Annotated in this window: 17 protein-coding genes; 10 read left to right on the forward strand and 7 right to left on the reverse strand. The window is 60.7% G+C overall.

What is annotated here, in order from left to right:
- Window positions 1–6: 6 nt before the first annotated feature.
- Window positions 7–2103 carry a TonB-dependent siderophore receptor gene (locus tag AOA59_RS27485; RefSeq protein ID WP_099489718.1) on the reverse strand — a complete coding sequence of 699 codons (2097 nt, stop codon included), beginning with the start codon at window positions 2101–2103 and terminating at the stop codon, window positions 7–9.
- A 108-nt stretch (window positions 2104–2211) separates the two neighbouring features.
- Window positions 2212–3366 (reverse strand): Do family serine endopeptidase AlgW, encoded by a 1155-nt coding sequence (gene algW / locus AOA59_RS27490; protein ID WP_099489719.1) that lies wholly within the window; start codon window positions 3364–3366, stop codon window positions 2212–2214.
- A 102-nt stretch (window positions 3367–3468) separates the two neighbouring features.
- Between algW and AOA59_RS27495 the strand changes: the two genes are divergently transcribed.
- From AOA59_RS27495 to cysN, 3 genes are all read left to right on the forward strand, one after another.
- Window positions 3469–4227, forward strand: coding sequence for a Nif3-like dinuclear metal center hexameric protein (locus tag AOA59_RS27495; protein ID WP_065929635.1), 759 nt, complete (start codon window positions 3469–3471; stop codon window positions 4225–4227).
- 163 nt (window positions 4228–4390) lie between these two features.
- A complete protein-coding gene (gene cysD / locus AOA59_RS27500; protein WP_099489720.1) occupies window positions 4391–5308 on the forward strand; it encodes a sulfate adenylyltransferase subunit CysD in 918 nt (305 codons plus the stop codon).
- A gap of 9 nt (window positions 5309–5317) precedes the next feature.
- On the forward strand, window positions 5318–7216 hold the full coding sequence (cysN, locus tag AOA59_RS27505; RefSeq protein WP_099489721.1) for a sulfate adenylyltransferase subunit CysN: 1899 nt from the start codon (window positions 5318–5320) through the stop codon (window positions 7214–7216).
- Between the two features lie 189 nt (window positions 7217–7405).
- Here cysN and AOA59_RS27510 read toward each other — a convergent pair whose 3' ends face one another.
- From AOA59_RS27510 to AOA59_RS27520, 3 genes are read right to left on the reverse strand one after another with little or no spacing between them, the layout of a single operon-like run.
- Window positions 7406–8305 (reverse strand): acyltransferase, encoded by a 900-nt coding sequence (locus tag AOA59_RS27510; protein WP_099489722.1) that lies wholly within the window; start codon window positions 8303–8305, stop codon window positions 7406–7408.
- On the reverse strand, window positions 8306–10405 hold the full coding sequence (gene pta, locus AOA59_RS27515; RefSeq protein ID WP_099489723.1) for a phosphate acetyltransferase: 2100 nt from the start codon (window positions 10403–10405) through the stop codon (window positions 8306–8308).
- A 60-nt stretch (window positions 10406–10465) separates the two neighbouring features.
- Window positions 10466–10804: a DUF3565 domain-containing protein gene (locus tag AOA59_RS27520; RefSeq protein ID WP_099489724.1), complete on the reverse strand. Its 339-nt coding sequence runs from the start codon at window positions 10802–10804 to the stop codon at window positions 10466–10468.
- Between AOA59_RS27520 and AOA59_RS27525 the strand changes: the two genes are divergently transcribed.
- The gene (locus tag AOA59_RS27525) at window positions 10773–11258 is read left to right on the forward strand and encodes a peptidylprolyl isomerase (protein WP_027606858.1); all 486 of its coding nucleotides are present in this window, start codon (window positions 10773–10775) and stop codon (window positions 11256–11258) included. The genes AOA59_RS27520 and AOA59_RS27525 overlap by 32 nt on opposite strands.
- Window positions 11259–11771: 513 nt before the next feature.
- Here AOA59_RS27525 and rpsT read toward each other — a convergent pair.
- Complete coding sequence (rpsT, locus tag AOA59_RS27530; RefSeq protein WP_003171647.1) at window positions 11772–12050, reverse strand: 30S ribosomal protein S20; 279 nt, start codon at window positions 12048–12050, stop codon at window positions 11772–11774.
- Between the two features lie 253 nt (window positions 12051–12303).
- On the opposite strand from rpsT, the gene murJ reads away from it, so the two are divergent.
- The 6 genes from murJ to ispH all read left to right on the forward strand — a co-directional run bounded on the left by murJ (window position 12304) and on the right by ispH (window position 19827).
- Window positions 12304–13842, forward strand: coding sequence for a murein biosynthesis integral membrane protein MurJ (murJ, locus tag AOA59_RS27535; protein WP_099489725.1), 1539 nt, complete (start codon window positions 12304–12306; stop codon window positions 13840–13842).
- 119 nt (window positions 13843–13961) lie between these two features.
- Entirely contained in the window at window positions 13962–14900 is a 939-nt protein-coding gene (gene ribF / locus AOA59_RS27540) for a bifunctional riboflavin kinase/FAD synthetase (protein ID WP_016971190.1), read from the forward strand.
- Window positions 14901–14914: 14 nt separating this feature from the next.
- On the forward strand, window positions 14915–17746 hold the full coding sequence (gene ileS, locus AOA59_RS27545; RefSeq protein WP_099489726.1) for an isoleucine--tRNA ligase: 2832 nt from the start codon (window positions 14915–14917) through the stop codon (window positions 17744–17746).
- A complete protein-coding gene (gene lspA, locus AOA59_RS27550) occupies window positions 17739–18251 on the forward strand; it encodes a signal peptidase II (protein ID WP_099489727.1) in 513 nt (170 codons plus the stop codon). Before ileS ends, lspA begins: the two co-directional genes overlap by 8 nt.
- A 7-nt stretch (window positions 18252–18258) precedes the next feature.
- Window positions 18259–18696 carry an FKBP-type peptidyl-prolyl cis-trans isomerase gene (fkpB, locus tag AOA59_RS27555; RefSeq protein ID WP_010213263.1) on the forward strand — a complete coding sequence of 146 codons (438 nt, stop codon included), beginning with the start codon at window positions 18259–18261 and terminating at the stop codon, window positions 18694–18696.
- 183 nt (window positions 18697–18879) lie between these two features.
- Window positions 18880–19827 carry a 4-hydroxy-3-methylbut-2-enyl diphosphate reductase gene (gene ispH, locus AOA59_RS27560; protein ID WP_017137605.1) on the forward strand — a complete coding sequence of 316 codons (948 nt, stop codon included), beginning with the start codon at window positions 18880–18882 and terminating at the stop codon, window positions 19825–19827.
- Here the strand turns inward: ispH and AOA59_RS27565 are convergent.
- Window positions 19781–20356 (reverse strand): GspH/FimT family protein, encoded by a 576-nt coding sequence (locus AOA59_RS27565; protein ID WP_099489728.1) that lies wholly within the window; start codon window positions 20354–20356, stop codon window positions 19781–19783. The genes ispH and AOA59_RS27565 overlap by 47 nt on opposite strands.
- Window positions 20357–20507 lie beyond the last annotated feature (151 nt).

Here is a 20507-nt window from a genome sequence, read left to right on the forward strand (position 1 = left end):
GTCCTGTTACAGGTTGAGGGTCAGGCTGACGGTGAAGTTGCGCGGCTCACCGGGCATCACCCAGTAATTGCTGTAGGAGCGCTCGTAGTATTTTTCGTCAAATAAGTTATTGAGGTTCAAGCCCACGGTGACCTTGTCACTGGCCTTGTAATGGGCCAGCAGGTCGACGGTGTGATACGCCGGCAATTCGAAGCTACCGCCGGCCTCGCCGGAGCGATCACCGACGTAGGTGAACGCCGCGCCCAGGTCTGAGCCGCGCAGTGCGCCGTCCTGAAACTCATACACGCCCAGCAGGCTGCCGCTGCGTTTGGCCACGCCGAGAATCCGGCTGCCGGTGGGGATGGCCTTGTCGCCTTTGGTCACCTGCGCATCGATGTAGGCAAAGGCGCCGATCACGCGTACCGCGTCTGTCAGTTGCCCGGTCAGTTGCAGGTCAAAGCCCTGGCTGCGCGCCTTGCCCATGGCGCGGTTGGTGTCGGTGGCCGGGTCCAGCGCCAGCACGTTTTGTTTGTCGATATGGAAGGCGGCCAGGGTGGTGCTCAGGCGGTCGTCGAACAGCTCGCTCTTGATGCCCACTTCATAGCCCACGCCTTCTTCCGGCTTGAAGGATTTGCCGCCGGCGTCCAGGCCATTGTTGGGCTTGAACGAGGTGGAGGCGTTGGCAAACACACCGATTTGCGGCGTCAGTTGGTAGAGCAAGCCGGCGCGCTGGGTGAGGGCGTCGTGAGTCTGACGGCTCTTGGCGTGGTTGCGGGTGAAGTCGTCGGTGCTTTGCTCGAAATGCTCAAAGCGTGCGCCGACCATGCCACGCAGGCGGTCGGTGAAGATGATCTGGTCTTGCAGGTTCAACGCCTGACTTTTCACCTGCTCATAGAAGTCGGTGCCGGAACGTGCGCCGCTAGGTTTGGGCTGACCGTAGACGGGTGTGTAGATGTCGATAGGGTAGAGGCTGCCGCCGATCGCGGTGACGCGTTCCTTCTTGCGGTAGTCCTCGTATTCGGTGCCGATCAGCAATTCATGCTGCCAACTGCCAATATCAAACAGGCCGCGTAATTCAAGCTGGGTGATGCTGTCGTGCCAACCCGTGGAGCGTTCGCGGTAACGGCGATTGACCGTATGGCCGTCGGCATTCAGTGCGCGGCTTTCCGAAGCATCGCCCCACAGGCTGCCTTGTTTATAGTGGCTGGCCAGGCGCAGTTGCCAGGCGTCGTTGAGGTGATGTTCCAGGGCCGCTTGCAGGCGGTTGTTGTGGTTGCGGATGTCGCCATCGTTGGGTTCGCCCAGGAAGGTTGAGCGGGACATGCCCTGCGGCGCGACGATGCCACGGTCGAAGGTGGAGCTGTGGCGCACAAATTCGCTTTCTACCAGCAGGCGAGTGTCCGGGTCCAATTGCCAGCTGAAAGACGGTGCGACGAACACGCGCTGGGCGTCGACGTGATCGCGGAAGCTGTGGTTGTCTTCCACTGCGAGGTTGACCCGCGACAGCACGCGGCCTTCGTCATCCAGCGGGGTGTTCACATCCAGCGCAGTGCGGTAGCGGTCCCAACTGCCGGCGCTGGTTTGCACGGTGGTGAAGGCTTCGGGCTGCGGCTTCTTGGTGACAATGTTCACGGTGCCGCCCGGATCACCACGCCCATAGAGGCTGGCGGCAGGGCCTTTGAGCACTTCGATGCGCTCGATATTGGCCGCGTCCGGTGTGCTCGGGTAGCCACGGTTGGCGCTGAAACCGTCCTGGTAAAACTCCGACGTGGTGAAGCCGCGCACGCTGTATTCGTAAAGCGTAAGGCCGCCGAAGTTGTTCTGTTTGGACACGCCGCCGGCAAATTCCAGGGCGCGCTCCACGTTGGTACTGCCCAGGTCTTTGAGCACCGAGGCAGGAATTACGCTGATCGATTGTGGAATGTCGCGCAGGGCCGTGTCCGTTTTGGTCGCGCTGGCGGAGCGGGTGGCGCGGTAGCCTGTCACCGGGCCGGTGGCAGATTCATAGGCATCGCTGGTGACGCTGATGGTGTCCAGTTCGACGCTGTTGTTTTCGGCGTAGGCGGGGTCGAGCAACAAGCCCATGACCAGGCCAGCCAGGGGGGCAAATCTTCGAGACGGCATGATAGAGCGTTCCAATAGCGATATTGAAACAATATAACATGACTAATGAGAATGGATTTCTTTAGAAACATTAGGTTACAGGAGCCCGCGCGCGGGCTCCCACAGCCGTTATTCCTCTTCTTTGACCGGCGCCGGCGGTGGCCGCAGGCCGATTTCCGCCACCAGCTTGAGCTCTTTGCCGTTGCGCATCACCTGGATGACCACCTTGTCGGTCGGCTTGATCCGCGCCACCTGGTTCATCGATTTGCGACCATCACCGGCGGGTTCGCCGTCGATGCTCAGGATCACATCGCCCAACTGCAGGCCGGCTTTTTGCGCCGGGCCATCGCGGAAAATCCCGGCGACCACGATGCCTGGGCGACCGGTCAGGCCGAACGACTCGGCCAGTTCCTTGGTCAACGGCTGTACTTCAATGCCCATCCAGCCGCGAATCACCTGGCCGTGTTCAATGATCGCCTTCATCACCTCCATCGCCAGCTTCACCGGAATCGCAAAGCCGATACCCTGGGAGCCGCCGGACTTGGAGAAGATCGCGGTGTTGATGCCGGTCAGGTTGCCATTGGCATCCACCAGCGCGCCGCCTGAGTTGCCGGGGTTGATGGCCGCGTCGGTCTGGATAAAGTCTTCGTAGCTGTTAAGCCCCAACTGGTTGCGCCCGGTGGCGCTGATAATGCCCATGGTCACGGTCTGGCCAACCCCGAACGGGTTGCCGATGGCCAGTGCCACGTCGCCCACGCGCAGCCCTTCGGAGCGGCCGATGGTGATGGAGGGCAGGTTTTTCAAATCGATCTTGAGTACGGCGAGGTCGGTTTCCGGGTCGCTGCCGACCACACGGGCCAGGGTTTCACGGCCGTCGCGCAGGGCCACGACAATCTGGTCGGCGCCCGTGGTCACGTGGTTGTTGGTGAGGATGTAGCCTTCCGGGCTCATGATCACACCCGAACCCAGGCTCGATTCCATGCGGCGTTGCTTGGGGCCGTTGTCGCCGAAATAGCGGCGAAATTGCGGGTCTTCAAACAGCGGGTGCGCCGGTTTGTTGATGACTTTGGTGGTGTACAGGTTGACCACGGCGGGCGCGGCGATGACCACGGCGTCTGCGTAGGTGACCGGGCCTTGTACCACGGAGCTGGTTTGCGGGGCCTGTTGCAGGTTCACATCAAGGCTGGGTAAGCCCACCCATTGGGGATAACGCTGAATAATCAGCATCGCGATCAGCACGCCAGCCAACAATGGCCATCCAAAAAAACGCAGTGCCTTGAGCATCAAGTAAGTCCTGACAGGTTGCAGGGGGCGGGAGAGCGCCCATAATGTCGCGCATTATACGAGGCTGCGAGCGCCTCGGAACGGGATATTTAGGAGTCTTTTATGGCTGTCCCCCTTAGCACCCTGGTCGAGGAAGCTGACCGCTACCTTGGCAGCGCAAAAATTGCCGATTATTGCCCCAATGGCCTGCAGGTCGAGGGGCGCCCGCAGGTGATGCGCATCGTCAGCGGCGTCACGGCCAGCCAGGCGTTACTGGACGCCGCCGTCGAAGCCCAGGCCGACCTGGTGCTGGTGCACCACGGTTATTTCTGGAAGGGCGAAAACCCCTGCATCACCGGCATGAAGCAGCGGCGCCTGAAAACCCTGCTCAATCACGACATCAGCCTGCTGGCCTACCACCTGCCGCTGGACCTGCACCCGGACGTGGGCAACAACGTGCAACTCGCCCGTCAGTTGGACATCACCGTCGAAGGCCCGCTGGACCCGAACAACCCGAAGATCGTTGGCCTGGTCGGCTCCCTCGCCGAACCCTTGTCGCCGCGTGATTTCGCCCGCCGCGTGCAGGACGTGATGGGGCGCGAGCCGCTGTTGATCGAAGGCAGCGAGATGATCCGCCGGGTGGGTTGGTGCACCGGCGGCGGGCAAGGTTACATCGACGATGCGATTGCCGCCGGCGTCGACCTGTACTTGAGTGGCGAAGCGTCCGAGCAAACCTTCCACAGCGCGCGGGAAAACGACATCAGCTTCATTGCTGCCGGGCATCACGCCACCGAGCGTTATGGCGTGCAGGCGTTGGGTGACTATCTGGCACGGCGTTTCGCGCTGGAGCATCTGTTCATCGATTGCCCGAACCCAATCTAATGTGGGAGCTGGCTTGAACCAGTTACACCCCAAACTGTGGGGCATATTGATATACCGTTTCGATCTAGCTGGCTCCCTGAATAGAAGAAGGTGCTGTGCTAGCATGCCCCGCTCGAACACGGCCCGCTTGGCCGTCCATAAGATCGTTTTTCCGTGAGTAACCATGGTCGACAAACTGACGCATCTGAAACAGCTGGAGGCGGAAAGCATCCACATCATCCGCGAGGTCGCCGCCGAGTTCGACAACCCGGTGATGCTCTACTCGATCGGTAAAGACTCCGCCGTGATGCTGCATCTGGCGCGCAAGGCCTTCTTCCCGGGCAAATTGCCGTTCCCGGTGATGCACGTCGACACCCGCTGGAAATTCCAGGAGATGTACAGGTTCCGCGACAAAATGGTCGAAGAGCTGGGCCTGGACCTGATCACCCATATCAACCCCGATGGCGTGGCGCAGAACATCAACCCGTTCACCCACGGCAGCGCCAAGCACACCGACATCATGAAGACCGAAGGCCTCAAGCAGGCCTTGGACAAGCATGGTTTCGACGCAGCCTTCGGTGGTGCTCGTCGCGATGAAGAGAAATCCCGCGCCAAAGAGCGCGTGTACTCGTTCCGCGACAGCAAACACCGCTGGGACCCGAAGAACCAGCGCCCGGAGCTGTGGAACGTCTACAACGGCAACGTCAACAAGGGTGAGTCGATCCGTGTGTTCCCGCTGTCCAACTGGACCGAGCTGGACATCTGGCAGTACATCTACCTTGAAGGCATCCCGATTGTGCCGCTGTACTTCGCCGCCGAACGCGATGTGATCGAGAAGAACGGCACGTTGATCATGATCGACGACGACCGCATCCTCGAGCACTTGTCCGACGAAGACAAAGCCCGAATCGTCAAAAAGAAAGTACGTTTCCGTACCCTTGGCTGCTACCCGTTGACGGGCGCGGTGGAGTCCGAAGCCGAGACGCTGACGGACATCATTCAGGAAATGCTCCTGACGCGAACTTCCGAGCGCCAGGGCCGGGTCATCGACCACGATGGCGCAGGCTCCATGGAAGATAAAAAACGTCAAGGCTATTTCTAAGGGGCTGTCATGTCGCACGTATCTGATTTGATCAGCGAGGACATCCTCGCCTACCTGGGCCAGCACGAGCGCAAAGAGATGTTGCGCTTCCTGACCTGCGGCAACGTCGACGACGGCAAGAGCACCCTGATCGGGCGCCTGCTGCACGACTCCAAGATGATCTACGAAGATCACCTGGAAGCCATTACCCGTGATTCGAAAAAATCCGGCACCACCGGCGATGATATCGACCTGGCCTTGCTGGTCGACGGCCTGCAGGCCGAGCGTGAGCAGGGCATCACCATCGATGTTGCCTACCGCTACTTCTCCACCGCCAAGCGCAAATTCATCATCGCCGACACCCCCGGCCATGAGCAGTACACCCGCAACATGGCCACCGGTGCGTCCACCTGTGACCTGGCGATCATTCTGATCGACGCCCGCTACGGCGTGCAGACCCAGACCCGCCGCCACAGCTATATCGCCTCGTTGCTGGGCATCAAGCACATCGTGATTGCCGTCAACAAGATGGACATCAATGGCTTCGACCAAAGCGTGTTCGAGTCGATCAAGGCCGATTACCTGAAGTTCGCCGAAGGCATTGCGTTCAAACCGAGCACCATGGCTTTCGTGCCGATGTCGGCGCTCAAGGGCGACAACGTGGTGAACAAGAGCGAGCGTTCGCCCTGGTACACCGGCCAGTCGCTGATGGAGATTCTCGAAACCGTCGAGATCGCCAACGACCGCAACTACACCGACCTGCGTTTCCCGGTGCAGTACGTCAACCGTCCGAACCTGAACTTCCGTGGTTTCGCCGGCACCCTGGCCAGCGGCATCGTGCACAAGGGCGATGAAGTGGTGGTGTTGCCGTCGGGCAAGAGCAGCCGCGTCAAATCCATCGTCACCTTCGAAGGTGAGCTGGAACACGCAGGCCCAGGCCAGGCCGTGACCCTGACCATGGAAGACGAGATCGACATCTCCCGTGGCGACCTGCTGGTGCATGCAGACAACGTGCCGCAAGTCACCGACGCTTTCGACGCCATGCTGGTGTGGATGGCCGAAGAGCCGATGCTGCCGGGCAAGAAATACGACATCAAGCGCGCCACCAGCTACGTGCCGGGTTCGATCACCAGCATCGTGCACCGCGTGGACGTGAACACCCTGGCCGAAGGCCCGGCAAGTTCGCTGCAACTGAACGAGATTGGCCGGGTCAAGGTCAGCCTCGACGCCGCCATTGCGTTGGATGGCTATGACAGCAACCGCACCACCGGTGCGTTTATCGTCATCGACCGTTTGACCAACGGCACCGTGGCTGCGGGCATGATCATCGCGCCGCCGGTGGGCCATGGTGGCACTGCGCAACACGGCAACCTCGCCCATGTAGCCACCGAAGAACGCGCCCTGCGCTTCGGCCAGCAACCGGCCACCGTGTTGTTCAGCGGCCTGTCCGGCGCCGGCAAAAGCACCTTGGCCTATGCAGTTGAGCGCAAGCTGTTCGACATGGGCCGTGCGGTGTTCGTACTGGATGGCCAGAACCTGCGCCACGACCTGAACAAGGGCTTGGCGCAGGACCGCGCCGGGCGTACTGAAAACTGGCGCCGTGCTGCTCACGTGGCGCGTCAGTTCAACGAAGCGGGCCTGTTGACCCTGGCCGCGTTTGTGGCGCCGGATGCCGAAGGCCGTGAACAGGCCAAGTCGTTGATCGGCAGCGACCGCTTGCTCACCGTTTACGTGCAAGCCTCGCCGCTGGTGTGCGCCGAACGTGATCCGCAGGGCCTGTACGCAGCGGGTGGGGATAACATCCCTGGCGAGTCTTTCCCGTACGACGTGCCGTTGAATGCCGACTTGGTGATCGACACCCAGGCCACGTCGCTGGAAGACAGCGTCAAGCAAGTACTGGAGCTGTTGCGTCAGCGCGGCGCGATCTAAACCTCGCCGCCGCAAAAAAGCCCGCTACCGATGATTCGGTGGCGGGCTTTTTACTTTCTCAAGGTCTGGCGCGGTCACTGTGGGAGCTGGCTTGCCTGCGATAGCGGTGGGTCAGCAACATACCCATCAACTGACAGTCAGCTATCGCAGGCAAGCCAGCTCCCACATTAGATTGCATTCACAGGTCGGTCAGTGGCGGCCTGGGTATTCCGTGTGCAGCTTATCCAGCAGCGCATCCTTGTCTTCCCACAACTGGTTGATCCACCCCTGGAACGCCAACCGATACTCCCCATCCTGCTCATAATTCTTGCCGATAAACCCGGCCGGAATCTGCACTTCTTCAAAGTGCACCACCACGTCCTTCACATTCCCGCACAACAAATCCCAATACCCTGGGCGTCCGGCCGGGTAGTGGATGGTCACGTTCACCAATGACTTGAGCTGCTCGCCCATGGCATCCAGCACAAACGCAATGCCACCGGCCTTGGGCTTGAGCAGGTAACGGAACGGCGATTTCTGTTGTGCATGCTTGCCCGGCGTAAACCGCGTGCCCTCGGCAAAGTTGAAAATACCCACAGGGTTGTCGCGAAACTTCGCACAGGTCTTACGCGTGGTTTCCAGGTCTTTGCCTTTCTTCTCCGGGTGCTTCTCCAAGTACGCCTTGGTGTAGCGCTTCATGAATGGGAAGCCCAGCGCCCACCAGGCCAGGCCGATCACCGGCACCCAGATCAGTTCTTGTTTGAGGAAGAACTTCAGCGGGCGAATGCGCCGATTGAGTACGTATTGCAGCACCATGATGTCGACCCAGCTCTGGTGGTTGCTGGTCACCAGATACGAGTGCTGGTAGTCCAGGCCTTCAAGGCCGGTCAGGTGCCAGCGCGTGCGGCGTACCAGGTTCATCCAGCCCTTGTTATTCGTCACCCAGGCTTCGTGCGTATGGTTCATCAGCCATTCGCTGAAGCGTTTGGCGAATGGCAGCGCCTTGAACAGCGCGACGATAAACAGGAACGAACACAGCAGGATCGTGTTCAGCGCCAGCAACAGCGAAGCCATTACCCCGCGCACGGCGGCAGGTAGAAAATCCAGCATTTAGATATCCATAGGTCGGTTGGCGGCTTGGATCGCCGTCAGGGCGATGGTGTACACGATGTCGTCCACTTGTGCACCGCGTGGCAAGTCGTTCACCGGTTTGCGCAGGCCTTGCAACATCGGCCCCAGGCTCACGCAATCGGCGCTGCGTTGCACGGCCTTGTGCGTGGTGTTGCCGGTGTTCAGGTCAGGGAACACAAACACCGTGGCCTTGCCGGCGACCTGGCTGTTGGGCGCCAACTGCCTTGCCACGGTTTCATTGGCGGCGGCATCGTACTGCAATGGGCCGTCGATCAGCAGCGAGCTTTGCTGTTCGTGGGCGAGCAGGGTGGCTTCGCGGACTTTTTCGACTTCTTCGCCGCTGGCCGAATCACCGCTGGAATAGCTGATCATCGCCACCCGTGGCGTAATGCCGAACGCGGCGGCGGAGTCGGCACTTTGCAGGGCGATTTCCGCCAGCTCCACGGCGCTGGGGTGCGGATTCATCACGCAGTCGCCGTATACCAGCACCTGCTCGGGGAACAGCATGAAGAACACCGACGACACCAAGGTGCAGCCCGGCGCCGTTTTGATCAGCTGCAGGGCAGGGCGGATAGTGTTGGCGGTGGAGTGAATCACCCCGGAGACCAGGCCGTCCACTTCGTCCAGTGCGAGCATCATGGTGGCGATCACCACCGTGTCTTCCAATTGTTGCTCGGCCATCGGCGCGTTGAGGCTCTTGCTCTTGCGCAGTGCGACCATTGGCTCGACGTAGCGTTGGCGAATCAGGTCCGGGTCGAGAATCTCCAGGCCTTCGGGCAGTTCGATGCCGTGGGCGCGGGCGACGGCTTCCACATCGGCAGGTTTGGCCAGCAGCACGCAGCGCGCAATGCCCCGGGCCTGACAGATAGCAGCGGCCTGCACGGTCAACGGCTCGCTGCCTTCGGGCAACACGATGCGCTTGTTGGCGGCTTGGGCGCGCTGGATCAACTGATAGCGAAACACCGCCGGCGACAGGCGCATTTCCCGTGGCGTGCCGCAGCGTTGGTGCAGCCAGCGCGCATCGAGGTGGCTGGCGACGAAATCGGTGATGATCTCCGCACGCTCGCGGTCATCGATCGGGATTTCCTTGTTCAGGCTATTGAGCTGGTTCGCCGTGTCGTAGGAACCGGTACTTACCGACAACACCGGCAGCCCGGCCTGGAAGGCGCCACGGCACAAATCCATGATGCGCGGGTCGGGCAGGGTGTCGCTGGTCAGCAACAAACCGGCCAGGGGCACGCCGTTGATTGCGGCCAGGCTGACGGCGAGGATGATGTCGTCACGGTCGCCCGGCGTTACCACCAGCACGCCCGGCTTGAGCAGCTCCACGGTATTACGCATGGTGCGCGCGCAAATGATGATCTTGGTCATGCGCCGGGTTTCGTAGTCGCCGGCGTTGAGGATCTGCGCGCCCATCAGGTCGGCCACGTCGCGGGTACGCGGGGCGTTGAGTTCGGGCTGGTAAGGGATGCAGCCGAGCAGGCGGAAATCGCCGCTGCGCAACAGGGGCGAGTGTTCCTTGAGGCGCGCCGAGAAGGCTTCCATGCTTTCGTCGGTGCGCACCTTGTTGAGGATCACGCCCAGCACTTTCGGGTCTTTGGGGCCGCCGAACAGTTGGGCCTGCAATTCCACACGGCCCGAGAGCTCGGTAAGCACTTCGTTCTCCGGCGCCGACACCAGGATCACTTCGGCGTCCAGGCTCTTGGCCAGGTGCAGGTTGACCCGCGCCGCATAGCTGGCGCTGCGGGTCGGCACCATGCCTTCGACGATCAGCACGTCCTTGCCTACGGCGGCCTGCTGGTACAGGGTGATGATTTCTTCGAGCAACTCGTCGAGCTGGCCGTCGCCGAGCATGCGCTCCACATGGGCGAGGCCCAAGGGGGGTGGTGGCTTCAGGCCGTGGGTGCGCGCCACCAGTTCGGTGGAGCGCTCGGGGCCGGTGTCGCCCGGATGTGGCTGGGCAATCGGTTTGAAGAAGCCGACTTTCAGCCCGGCCCGCTCAAGGGTACGCACCAGCCCAAGGCTGATGGAGGTCAGACCCACACCAAAATCGGTGGGCGCGATAAAAAAAGTCTGCATGCGAATTCTCTGGAGGTGCATGGCTTCGGTGGCGCTCTATGGCTGAGCGCCTACCGGGAATCAGGCACCAAGGTTATCGTTATTCAGGCGCTGCGCACACCAGCCGCACGTAAAGGGTTGGCCTATTTTTTCAAGGCGTTGCGCAGCATCCAGTACCCAGGCGCGCGACTGCCATGGCGGCTGGTGGCGCAGGTGCTGGGTGTGGCCGCAGGACAGCTCGGCCACCCAGTGGCCGTCGCCGTCCTGGTGGAAGCCGAGGATGAAGGATGCCGTTGATCGGCTCCGTCTGTCCGGGTTCTGTTCGCTTTCGGGCAAATCCTTGTTTAGACTTGTCCGTTCTTCATTCTTATGCAAAAGGTCTCGCCCCATGACGATCGCCGCTAACAAGGCTGTCTCCATCGACTATACCCTGACCAACGACGCTGGTGAGGTCATCGACAGCTCCGCCGGCGGCGCGCCGCTGGTCTACCTGCAAGGCGCAGGTAACATCATCCCGGGCCTGGAGAAGGCTCTGGAAGGCAAAAGCGTCGGTGACGAACTGACTGTCGCCGTAGAACCTGAAGATGCCTACGGCGAATACTCCGCCGAACTGGTCAGCACCCTGAGCCGCAGCATGTTCGAAGGTGTTGATGAGCTGGAAGTGGGCATGCAGTTCCACGCATCCGCCCCGGACGGCCAGATGCAGATCGTCACCATCCGTGATCTGGACGGCGACGACGTGACTGTCGACGGCAACCACCCTCTGGCTGGCCAGCGCCTGAACTTCCAAGTGAAGATCGTTGCCATCCGCGACGCATCCCAGGAAGAAGTGGCCCACGGCCACGTCCACGGTGAAGGCGGTCACCACCATTGATTGTGGTTTGATCAATAGGTAGCAAAAACGCCCCGACTGGTTCGGGGCGTTTTTTTTTGCGCCTGAAAATACACCGCAGTTCAGGTGTGGGAGCGGGCTTGCCCGCGATCAGCATAGGTAGTTAACACGAAGTCTGTGGCAGGTGGGCTGTTGTGGCGAGCAGGCTTGTCCTGCGTTGGGCTGCGAAGCGGCCCCAGTATGGGCACCGCAGTTTTCCTGAAAGAACTCAGCGTCTGGCTTAGGGGCTGCTTCGCAGCCCAACGCAGGACAAGCCTGCTCGCCACAGGAGAAATTGGCTGCCTTCAAAAGTTGTGTAGACACCTATGCCGCGATGAGGGCGTGTCAGCCACCCTATTCACCACTGACCCACTGCAATCGCGGGCAAGCCCGCTCCCACATGTTGATCAGTGTGCACCCCCCGTTATTGAGCACAAACAAAAATGCCCCGGACCTTTCGGTACGGGGCATTTCTTAACTGTTACGCAACCTGAGTTACGTGGCAGTTGTTACCACTTAGGCTGCTGCAGCGACGTTCAGAGCCTTGATGTGGCCATTCAGGCGGCTCTTATGACGAGCGGCTTTGTTCTTGTGGATGATGCCTTTATCGGCCATACGGTCGATAACAGGCACAGCCAGAACGTAAGCAGCTTGAGCTTTTTCAGCGTCTTTGGTGTCGATGGCTTTAACTACATTCTTGATGTAGGTACGAACCATGGAACGCAGGCTGGCGTTGTGGCTGCGACGCTTCTCAGCCTGTTTTGCACGTTTTTTGGCGGAAGGTGTGTTGGCCACCGTCGAGCTCCTCGAAAGACTTTTTAGGAAATAGCAAACAAAATAGGCCGCGAATCATGCCGATGACTTGATGGGTTGTCAAGGGCGGCTGATGCGAACTGCTGAGTGGTCGATCTGAAGAGGCGGGTGATTTATTTCCGGCGCTTGACCTGTAAACTCGCGAGCTTTGGCTCTGTGCTGTTGCAGGCGCGCAGTATCGCATAAGTGGGCGCTTTGTTCGCCTGCTCTTTATCTAAAGGCGCAAACTCTTTCAATGAATCTGCTCAAATCGTTGGCTGCCGTCAGCTCTATCACAATGATCTCCCGGGTTTTGGGGTTTGTGCGTGACACCCTGCTGGCACGCATTTTCGGCGCCAGCATGGCCACGGATGCGTTTTTTATTGCCTTTAAACTGCCCAACCTGCTGCGGCGCATCTTCGCCGAGGGCGCATTTTCCCAGGCGTTCGTGCCGATCCTGGCCGAATACAAAACCCAGCAGGGCGAAGAAGCGACCCGTACCTTTATTGCCTATGTCTCGGGCCTGCTGACCCTGGTACTGATGCTGGTAACCCTCGTCGGCATGCTCGCCGCGCCCTGGGTGATCTGGGCCACGGCGCCGGGTTTTGCCAATACCCCGGAAAAATTCGCGCTGACCACTGACCTGCTGCGCGTGACCTTTCCTTATATATTGCTGATCTCGCTGTCATCCCTGGCCGGAGCGATCCTCAATACCTGGAACCGTTTCTCGGTACCGGCCTTCGTGCCGACATTGCTGAACGTCAGCATGATTATTTTCGCGCTGTTCCTGACGCCGTACTTCGACCCGCCCGTCATGGCCCTGGGCTGGGCGGTATTGGCCGGCGGCCTGGCGCAGTTGCTGTACCAACTGCCGCACCTGAAAAAAGTCGGCATGCTGGTGCTGCCGCGCCTGAACCTCAAGGACACCGGCGTATGGCGTGTGATGCGCAATATGCTGCCGGCAATCCTGGGCGTGTCGGTGAGCCAGATTTCCCTGATCATCAACACCGCGTTCGCATCCTTGCTGGTGTCCGGTTCGGTCTCCTGGATGTACTACGCCGATCGCTTGATGGAGTTGCCGTCCGGCGTATTGGGTGTGGCCTTGGGCACAATCTTGCTGCCGACGCTGTCGCGCACCTATGCCAGCAAGGACCGCCAGGAGTACTCGCGCATCCTCGACTGGGGCCTGCGCCTGTGCTTCATGCTGGTGTTGCCGTGTTCCCTGGCCCTGGGCATTCTGGCTGAGCCGTTGACCGTGTCGCTGTTCCAATACGGCCAGTTCAGCGCGTTTGACGCGTCAATGACCCAGCGCGCGCTGGTCGCCTACTCCGTAGGCCTGCTCGGCATTATCGTGATCAAAGTGCTGGCGCCGGGCTTCTACGCCCAGCAAAACATCCGCACGCCGGTCAAGATCGCAATCTTCACCCTGATCGTCACGCAACTGCTCAACCTGGTGTTTATCGGCCCGTTGGCCCATGCCGGCCTGGCCCTGGCCATCAGCGCGGGTGCCTGCATCAACGCAGGACTGCTGTTTTATCAACTGCGCAAGCAGCAGATGTATCAGCCGCAGCCGGGCTGGGGGCTGTTTGCCCTCAAGCTGCTGGTGGCAGTGGCGATGATGTCGGCGGTGTTGCTGGGCCTGATGCACTTCATGCCCGCCTGGGATCAAGGCCATATGCTTGAACGCTTCATGCGCCTGGGTGTTCTGGTCGTGGCGGGTGTAGTGGTGTACTTCGGGATGTTGCTGCTGCAAGGCTTCCGTCTGCGTGATTTCAATCGAAAGTCGCTTGGCTAGAGACTTTGCCGTGATAAAACGGTTGTTTTATCGATTCGATCCATTTGGCCTGCGCTGTTGCCTGTCGTCCGGGGCCGGGTGTGGTTATAATCGACCACTTTATGAGCAAGAAGCGCGTTATGCAGCTGGTTCGAGGTCTCCACAACCTGCGCCCCGAGCATCGGGGCTGCGTCGCCACTATTGGCAACTTTGACGGTGTTCACCGTGGCCACCAGGCTATCCTGGGCCGGCTGCGTGAACGTGCGGTCGAGTTGGGCGTGCCCAGCTGCGTGGTGATTTTTGAGCCACAGCCGCGGGAATACTTTACCCCCGAGACGGCGCCGGCCCGCTTGGCACGCCTGCGCGACAAGCTGCAACTGCTGGCTGAAGAGGGCGTGGACCGTGTGCTATGCCTGGCTTTCAACCAGCGCTTGCAAAGCCTCAGCGCCGCCGAGTTCGTCGACCGCATCCTGGTGGATGGCCTGGGCGTGCAGCACCTGGAGGTCGGCGACGACTTCCGTTTCGGCTGCGACCGCGTCGGCGATTTCGACTTCCTGCAACACGCCGGTGTGAATCAAGGTTTTACCGTCGAAGCCGCGCAAACCGTCGAGCTGGACGGCTTGCGCGTGAGCAGCACCCAGGTGCGTAACGCCCTGGCGGCTGCCGACTTCGCCTTGGCCGAGCGTTTGCTCGGTCGCCCGTTCCGCATTGCCGGGCGGGTATTGCACGGCCAGAAGCTGGCGCGCCAACTGGGCACGCCAACCGCCAACGTGCAGCTCAAACGTCGTCGTGTGCCGCTCACCGGGGTTTACCTGGTGAGTGTCGACATCGACGGCCAATCGTGGCCGGGAGTCGCCAACATAGGTGTCAGGCCCACGGTTGCAGGTGATGGCAAGGCCCACCTGGAAGTTCACCTTTTGGATTTTGCCGGTGATTTGTATGACCGGCGTTTAACGGTGGTTTTCCACCAGAAGCTGCGTGAAGAGCAGCGTTTCGCCTCCCTTGAGGCGTTGAAAACGGCGATCAATGCGGATGTCGCCGCCGCCCGTGCACTAGCCGCACCTAGCGCCCATCGCTAACCGAAGAGCCTTAAATGACCGACTATAAAGCCACGCTAAACCTTCCGGACACCGCCTTCCCAATGAAGGCCGGCCTGCCACAGCGCGAACCGCAGATCCTGCAGCGCTGGGACAGTATTGGCCTGTACGGAAAGTTGCGCGAAATTGGCAAGGATCGTCCGAAGTTCGTCCTGCACGACGGCCCTCCTTATGCCAACGGCACGATTCACATCGGTCATGCGCTGAACAAAATTCTCAAGGACATGATCCTGCGTTCGAAAACCCTGTCGGGTTTCGACGCGCCTTATGTTCCGGGCTGGGACTGCCACGGCCTGCCGATCGAGCACAAAGTCGAAGTGACCTACGGCAAGAACCTGGGCGCGGATAAAACCCGCGAACTGTGCCGTGCCTATGCCACCGAGCAGATCGAAGGGCAGAAGTCCGAATTCATTCGTCTGGGCGTCCTCGGCGAGTGGGACAACCCGTACAAGACCATGAACTTCAAGAACGAGGCCGGTGAAATCCGCGCCTTGGCCGAAATCGTCAAAGGCGGTTTCGTGTTCAAGGGCCTCAAACCCGTGAACTGGTGCTTCGACTGCGGTTCGGCCCTGGCAGAAGCGGAAGTCGAGTACGAAGACAAGAAGTCCTCGACCATCGACGTGGCCTTCCCGATCGCCGACGACGCCAAGCTGGCCCAAGCCTTTGGCCTGTCGAGCCTGCCAAAACCTGCAGCCATCGTGATCTGGACCACCACCCCGTGGACCATTCCGGCCAACCAGGCGCTGAACGTGCACCCGGAATTCACCTATGCCCTGGTGGACGTCGGTGATCGCCTGCTGGTGCTGGCTGAAGAAATGGTCGAAGCCTGCCTGGCACGCTACGAACTGCAAGGTTCGGTCATCGCCACCACCACCGGCACCGCGCTGGAACTGATCAACTTCCGTCACCCGTTCTACGACCGTCTGTCGCCGGTGTACCTGGCTGACTACGTGGAATTGGGTTCGGGTACTGGCATTGTTCACTGCTCGCCGGCTTATGGCGTGGATGACTTCGTCATCTGCAAGAAGTACGGCATGGTGAATGACGACATCATCAACCCGGTGCAGAGCAATGGCGTGTACGTGCCGTCGCTGGAGTTCTTCGGCGGCCAGTTCATTTTCAAGGCCGACCAGGCGATCATCGACAAGCTGAGCGAAGTCGGTGCGTTGGTGAAATCCGACACCATCAAGCACAGCTACATGCACTGCTGGCGTCACAAAACCCCGCTGATCTACCGCGCCACCGCGCAGTGGTTTATCGGCATGGACAAAGAGCCGACCAGCGGCGACACCCTGCGTGTGCGCTCGCTCAAAGCCATCGAAGAGACCAAGTTCGTCCCGGCCTGGGGCCAGGCGCGCCTGCACTCGATGATTGCCAACCGCCCGGACTGGTGCATCTCTCGCCAGCGTAACTGGGGCGTGCCGATCCCGTTCTTCCTCAACAAGGAAAGCGGCGAGCTGCACCCGCGCACCGTCGAGCTGATGGAGGCAGTGGCGCTGCGCGTTGAACAGGAAGGCATCGAAGCCTGGTTCAAGCTGGACGCTGCCGAGCTGTTGGGCGACGACGCGCCGCTGTACGACAAGATCAGCGACACCCTCGACGTGTGGTTCGACTCCGGCACCACCCACTGGCACGTGCTGCGCGGCTCGCACCCGATGGGCCACGCCACCGGCCCGCGTGCCGACCTGTACCTGGAAGGCTCGGACCAACACCGTGGCTGGTTCCACTCGTCGCTGTTGACCGGCTGCGCCATCGACAACCACGCGCCGTACCGCGAACTGCTGACCCACGGCTTCACCGTCGACGAGACGGGCCGCAAGATGTCCAAGTCGCTGAAAAACGTGATCGAGCCGAAAAAGATCAACGACACCCTGGGCGCCGACATCATGCGTCTGTGGGTCGCGTCGACCGATTACTCGGGCGAAATCGCCGTGTCGGACCAGATCCTGGCCCGCAGCGCCGATGCTTACCGCCGTATCCGTAATACCGCACGCTTCCTGCTGTCGAACCTGACCGGTTTCAACCCGGCCACCGACATCCTGCCGGCCGAGGACATGCTCGCCCTGGACCGTTGGGCCGTGGACCGTACCCTGTTGCTGCAGCGCGAGTTGCAGGAACACTACGGTGAATACCGCTTCTGGAACGTGTACTCCAAGATCCACAACTTCTGCGTGCAGGAGCTGGGTGGTTTCTATCTCGATATCATCAAGGACCGCCAGTACACCACCGGCGCCAACAGCAAGGCGCGCCGCTCGGCGCAGACCGCGCTGTACCACATCTCTGAAGCGCTGGTGCGCTGGATCGCGCCGATCCTGGCCTTCACCGCCGACGAACTGTGGGAATACCTGCCGGGCGAGCGTAACGAGTCGGTGATGCTCAACACCTGGTACGAAGGCCTGACCGAATTGCCGGCCAACTTCGAACTGGGCCGCGAGTACTGGGAAGGCGTAATGGCCGTCAAGGTTGCGGTGAACAAGGAACTGGAAGTTCAGCGCGCGGCCAAGGCCGTCGGTGGCAACCTGCAAGCCGAAGTCACCCTGTTTGCCGAGGAAGGCCTGACCGCCGACCTGGCCAAGCTGAGCAACGAACTGCGCTTCGTGCTGATCACCTCGACTGCAAGCCTGGCACCGTTTGCCCAGGCACCCGCGGACGCAGTGGCCACCGAAGTACCGGGCCTGAAGCTCAAAGTGGTCAAGTCGGCCTTCCCCAAGTGCGCCCGTTGCTGGCACTGCCGTGAAGACGTCGGCGTGAACCCGGAGCATCCGGAAATCTGCGGTCGTTGTGTGGACAACATCAGCGGTGCTGGCGAGGTTCGCCACTATGCCTAATGCAGCCGGTCGTTTCGGACGTCTGGGCTGGCTTGTATTGAGCTTGCTGGTGCTGGTCATTGACCAGGTCAGCAAGGCTCATTTCGAAGGCTCTCTGCAGATGTTCCAGCAGATCGTGGTCATTCCTGACTACTTCAGCTGGACCCTGGCCTACAACACCGGCGCCGCCTTCAGCTTCCTGGCTGACAGCGGCGGCTGGCAGCGCTGGCTGTTTGCCCTGATCGCTGTGGTGGTCAGTGCGGTGCTTGTGGTCTGGCTCAAGCGCCTGGGCCGCGATGACACCTGGCTGGCAATCGCCCTGGCCCTGGTGCTGGGCGGCGCGCTGGGCAACCTGTACGACCGCATTGCTCTGGGCCATGTGATCGACTTTATTCTGGTGCATTGGCAGAACCGCTGGTACTTCCCGGCGTTCAACTTTGCCGACAGCGCCATCACCGTCGGTGCAATCATGCTGGCGTTGGATATGTTCAAAAGCAAGAAAACCGGAGAGACCGTCAATGACTGATCAGGTATTGGCTGAGCAACGCATCGGCCAGAACACGGAAGTCACTTTGCATTTCGCATTGCGCCTGGAGAATGGCGACACGGTCGACAGTACGTTCGACAAAGCCCCGGCGACCTTCAAGGTCGGTGACGGCAACCTGCTGCCGGGTTTTGAAGCGGCACTGTTCGGTTTCAAGGCCGGCGACAAGCGCACCCTGCAGATCCTGCCGGAAAACGCCTTTGGCCAGCCCAACCCGCAAAACGTGCAGATCATCCCGCGCTCGCAGTTCCAGGACATGGACCTGTCGGAAGGCCTGTTGGTGATCTTCAACGACGCGGCGAACACAGAGCTGCCCGGCGTGGTTAAAACCTTCGATGACGCGCAAGTGACCATCGACTTCAACCACCCGTTGGCCGGTAAAACCTTGACGTTTGACGTTGAAATCATCGACGTTAAAGCGCTCTGACTGACGAAACCGGCGCTTATGGGGCCGGCTTGTGTGGGAGCTGGCTTGCCTGCGATAGCATCACCTCGGTGTACCTGATACACCCGGTCGTCTGCATCGCGGGCAAGCCCGGCTCCCACAGGGGCTCACTCCTGTAGAGTTGAGTTGATCCAATTTCTTGCCCTGCAAGACACGAGGCACAGCATGCAAATCAAACTCGCCAACCCCCGTGGCTTCTGCGCCGGTGTGGACCGGGCGATCGAAATCGTCAATCGCGCCCTTGAAGTGTTCGGGCCGCCGATTTACGTGCGCCATGAAGTCGTCCACAACAAATTCGTGGTTGAAGACCTGCGCGCACGCGGGGCTATCTTTGTCGAAGAGCTCGACCAGGTGCCGGACGACGTTATCGTCATCTTCAGTGCCCACGGCGTGTCCCAGGCAGTGCGCACCGAAGCGGCCGGTCGTGGCCTCAAGGTGTTCGACGCCACCTGCCCGCTGGTGACCAAGGTCCATATCGAAGTCGCGCGCTACAGCCGCGACGGCCGTGAATGCATCCTGATCGGCCACGCCGGTCATCCGGAAGTCGAAGGCACCATGGGTCAGTACGACGCCAGCAATGGCGGCGCTATCTACCTGGTGGAAGACGAAAAAGATGTCGCCGAGTTGCAGGTTCAAAACCCTGATCGCCTGGCCTTCGTGACCCAAACCACGCTGTCGATGGACGACACCAGCCGTGTGATCGATGCCCTGCGCACACGCTTCCCGGCGATTGGCGGCCCACGCAAGGACGACATCTGCTACGCCACGCAAAACCGTCAGGACGCGGTCAAGCAACTGGCCGACGAGTGCGATGTGGTCCTGGTGGTGGGCAGCCCCAACAGTTCCAACTCCAACCGCTTGCGCGAACTGGCGGAACGCATGGCCACGCCGGCCTACCTGATCGACGGCGCCGAAGACATGCAGCGCAGTTGGTTCGATGGCGTTGAGCGTATCGGCATCACCGCGGGTGCTTCGGCTCCGGAAGTATTGGTGCGTGGCGTGATCCAGCAATTGCAGGCCTGGGGTGCTACCGGCGCGGATGAATTGGCCGGTCGCGAAGAGAACATCACGTTCTCGATGCCCAAAGAGCTGCGGGTTCGCTCACTGCTCTGAGTGCCACGGTGCCGGAGCCGCACAGCGCCTGCTCGGTGGCCTCACTGCGCAGGCTGATGCGCCCACTGGGCGCCAGCACCACTTGATAGCGGCTCTGTACCGGGTCGGTGCCGCAGATGTGCACCGTACCGGCACGGAAGCCACCCCCCGCAAACACCGGTTCACCCAGCCCGCTGAAGCGTACCTGGTTCTTGACAGGCCCATTGCCCGCCATCATCACGCGCCCATTGCCCTGCCGTTCCAGCAGTATCGGGTTGTCGGTACCCGGCTCACCGCGCCCGCTTATATCCACGATGATTTGCCATCCTCGGCTCCAATCGTTCTCCCGCGCCTGAATGATCACTGGGCGATTGCGGATGATTGCCTCAGTGCGCGCCAACCGCAGGCCTTCGGCAAGCGAGTGTGCCGCGCTGCGTTGCTGCTGCGACGCAAGCAAACCCTTGAAGGCGGGCACTGCCACGGTCACTAGGATGCCACCCAGTAGCAGGCCGAACAGAAGTTCGATCAGGGTGAAACCGCGTTGTTGCATAGTCTGTCCCTCCACGGGCAAGGGTAAAAATGGGTTTGGAGACCTAGGTATAGCGCCCGGCGGCGGGCCTGGATGATGGCCTTTATGTCCAAAGTATTTCCCTTTGTTCCGATTGCGGCGCGGGGCAAGAACCGGCACTAGTCTTGGCTCG

This window comes from Pseudomonas sp. 2822-15, assembly GCF_002742515.1.
In the GTDB taxonomy this organism is placed as follows: Bacteria; Pseudomonadota; Gammaproteobacteria; order Pseudomonadales; family Pseudomonadaceae; genus Aquipseudomonas; species Aquipseudomonas salomonii.

Bases quoted from the DNA above. Each gene is read 5' to 3' on its own strand.
- AOA59_RS27565 (WP_099489728.1), bottom strand. From the start codon at position 20,356: ATGCAACAACGCGGTTTCACCCTGATCGAACTTCTGTTCGGCCTGCTA.
- cysN (WP_099489721.1), top strand. From the start codon at position 5,318: ATGTCGCACGTATCTGATTTGATCAGCGAGGACATCCTCGCCTACCTG.
- AOA59_RS27510 (WP_099489722.1), bottom strand. From the start codon at position 8,305: ATGCTGGATTTTCTACCTGCCGCCGTGCGCGGGGTAATGGCTTCGCTG.
- ribF (WP_016971190.1), top strand. From the start codon at position 13,962: ATGCAGCTGGTTCGAGGTCTCCACAACCTGCGCCCCGAGCATCGGGGC.
- pta (WP_099489723.1), bottom strand. From the start codon at position 10,405: ATGCAGACTTTTTTTATCGCGCCCACCGATTTTGGTGTGGGTCTGACC.
- AOA59_RS27495 (WP_065929635.1), top strand. From the start codon at position 3,469: ATGGCTGTCCCCCTTAGCACCCTGGTCGAGGAAGCTGACCGCTACCTT.
- lspA (WP_099489727.1), top strand. From the start codon at position 17,739: ATGCCTAATGCAGCCGGTCGTTTCGGACGTCTGGGCTGGCTTGTATTG.
- ileS (WP_099489726.1), top strand. From the start codon at position 14,915: ATGACCGACTATAAAGCCACGCTAAACCTTCCGGACACCGCCTTCCCA.
- murJ (WP_099489725.1), top strand. From the start codon at position 12,304: ATGAATCTGCTCAAATCGTTGGCTGCCGTCAGCTCTATCACAATGATC.
- ispH (WP_017137605.1), top strand. From the start codon at position 18,880: ATGCAAATCAAACTCGCCAACCCCCGTGGCTTCTGCGCCGGTGTGGAC.
- AOA59_RS27525 (WP_027606858.1), top strand. From the start codon at position 10,773: ATGACGATCGCCGCTAACAAGGCTGTCTCCATCGACTATACCCTGACC.
- cysD (WP_099489720.1), top strand. From the start codon at position 4,391: ATGGTCGACAAACTGACGCATCTGAAACAGCTGGAGGCGGAAAGCATC.
- algW (WP_099489719.1), bottom strand. From the start codon at position 3,366: ATGCTCAAGGCACTGCGTTTTTTTGGATGGCCATTGTTGGCTGGCGTG.
- AOA59_RS27520 (WP_099489724.1), bottom strand. From the start codon at position 10,804: ATGGAGACAGCCTTGTTAGCGGCGATCGTCATGGGGCGAGACCTTTTG.
- AOA59_RS27485 (WP_099489718.1), bottom strand. From the start codon at position 2,103: ATGCCGTCTCGAAGATTTGCCCCCCTGGCTGGCCTGGTCATGGGCTTG.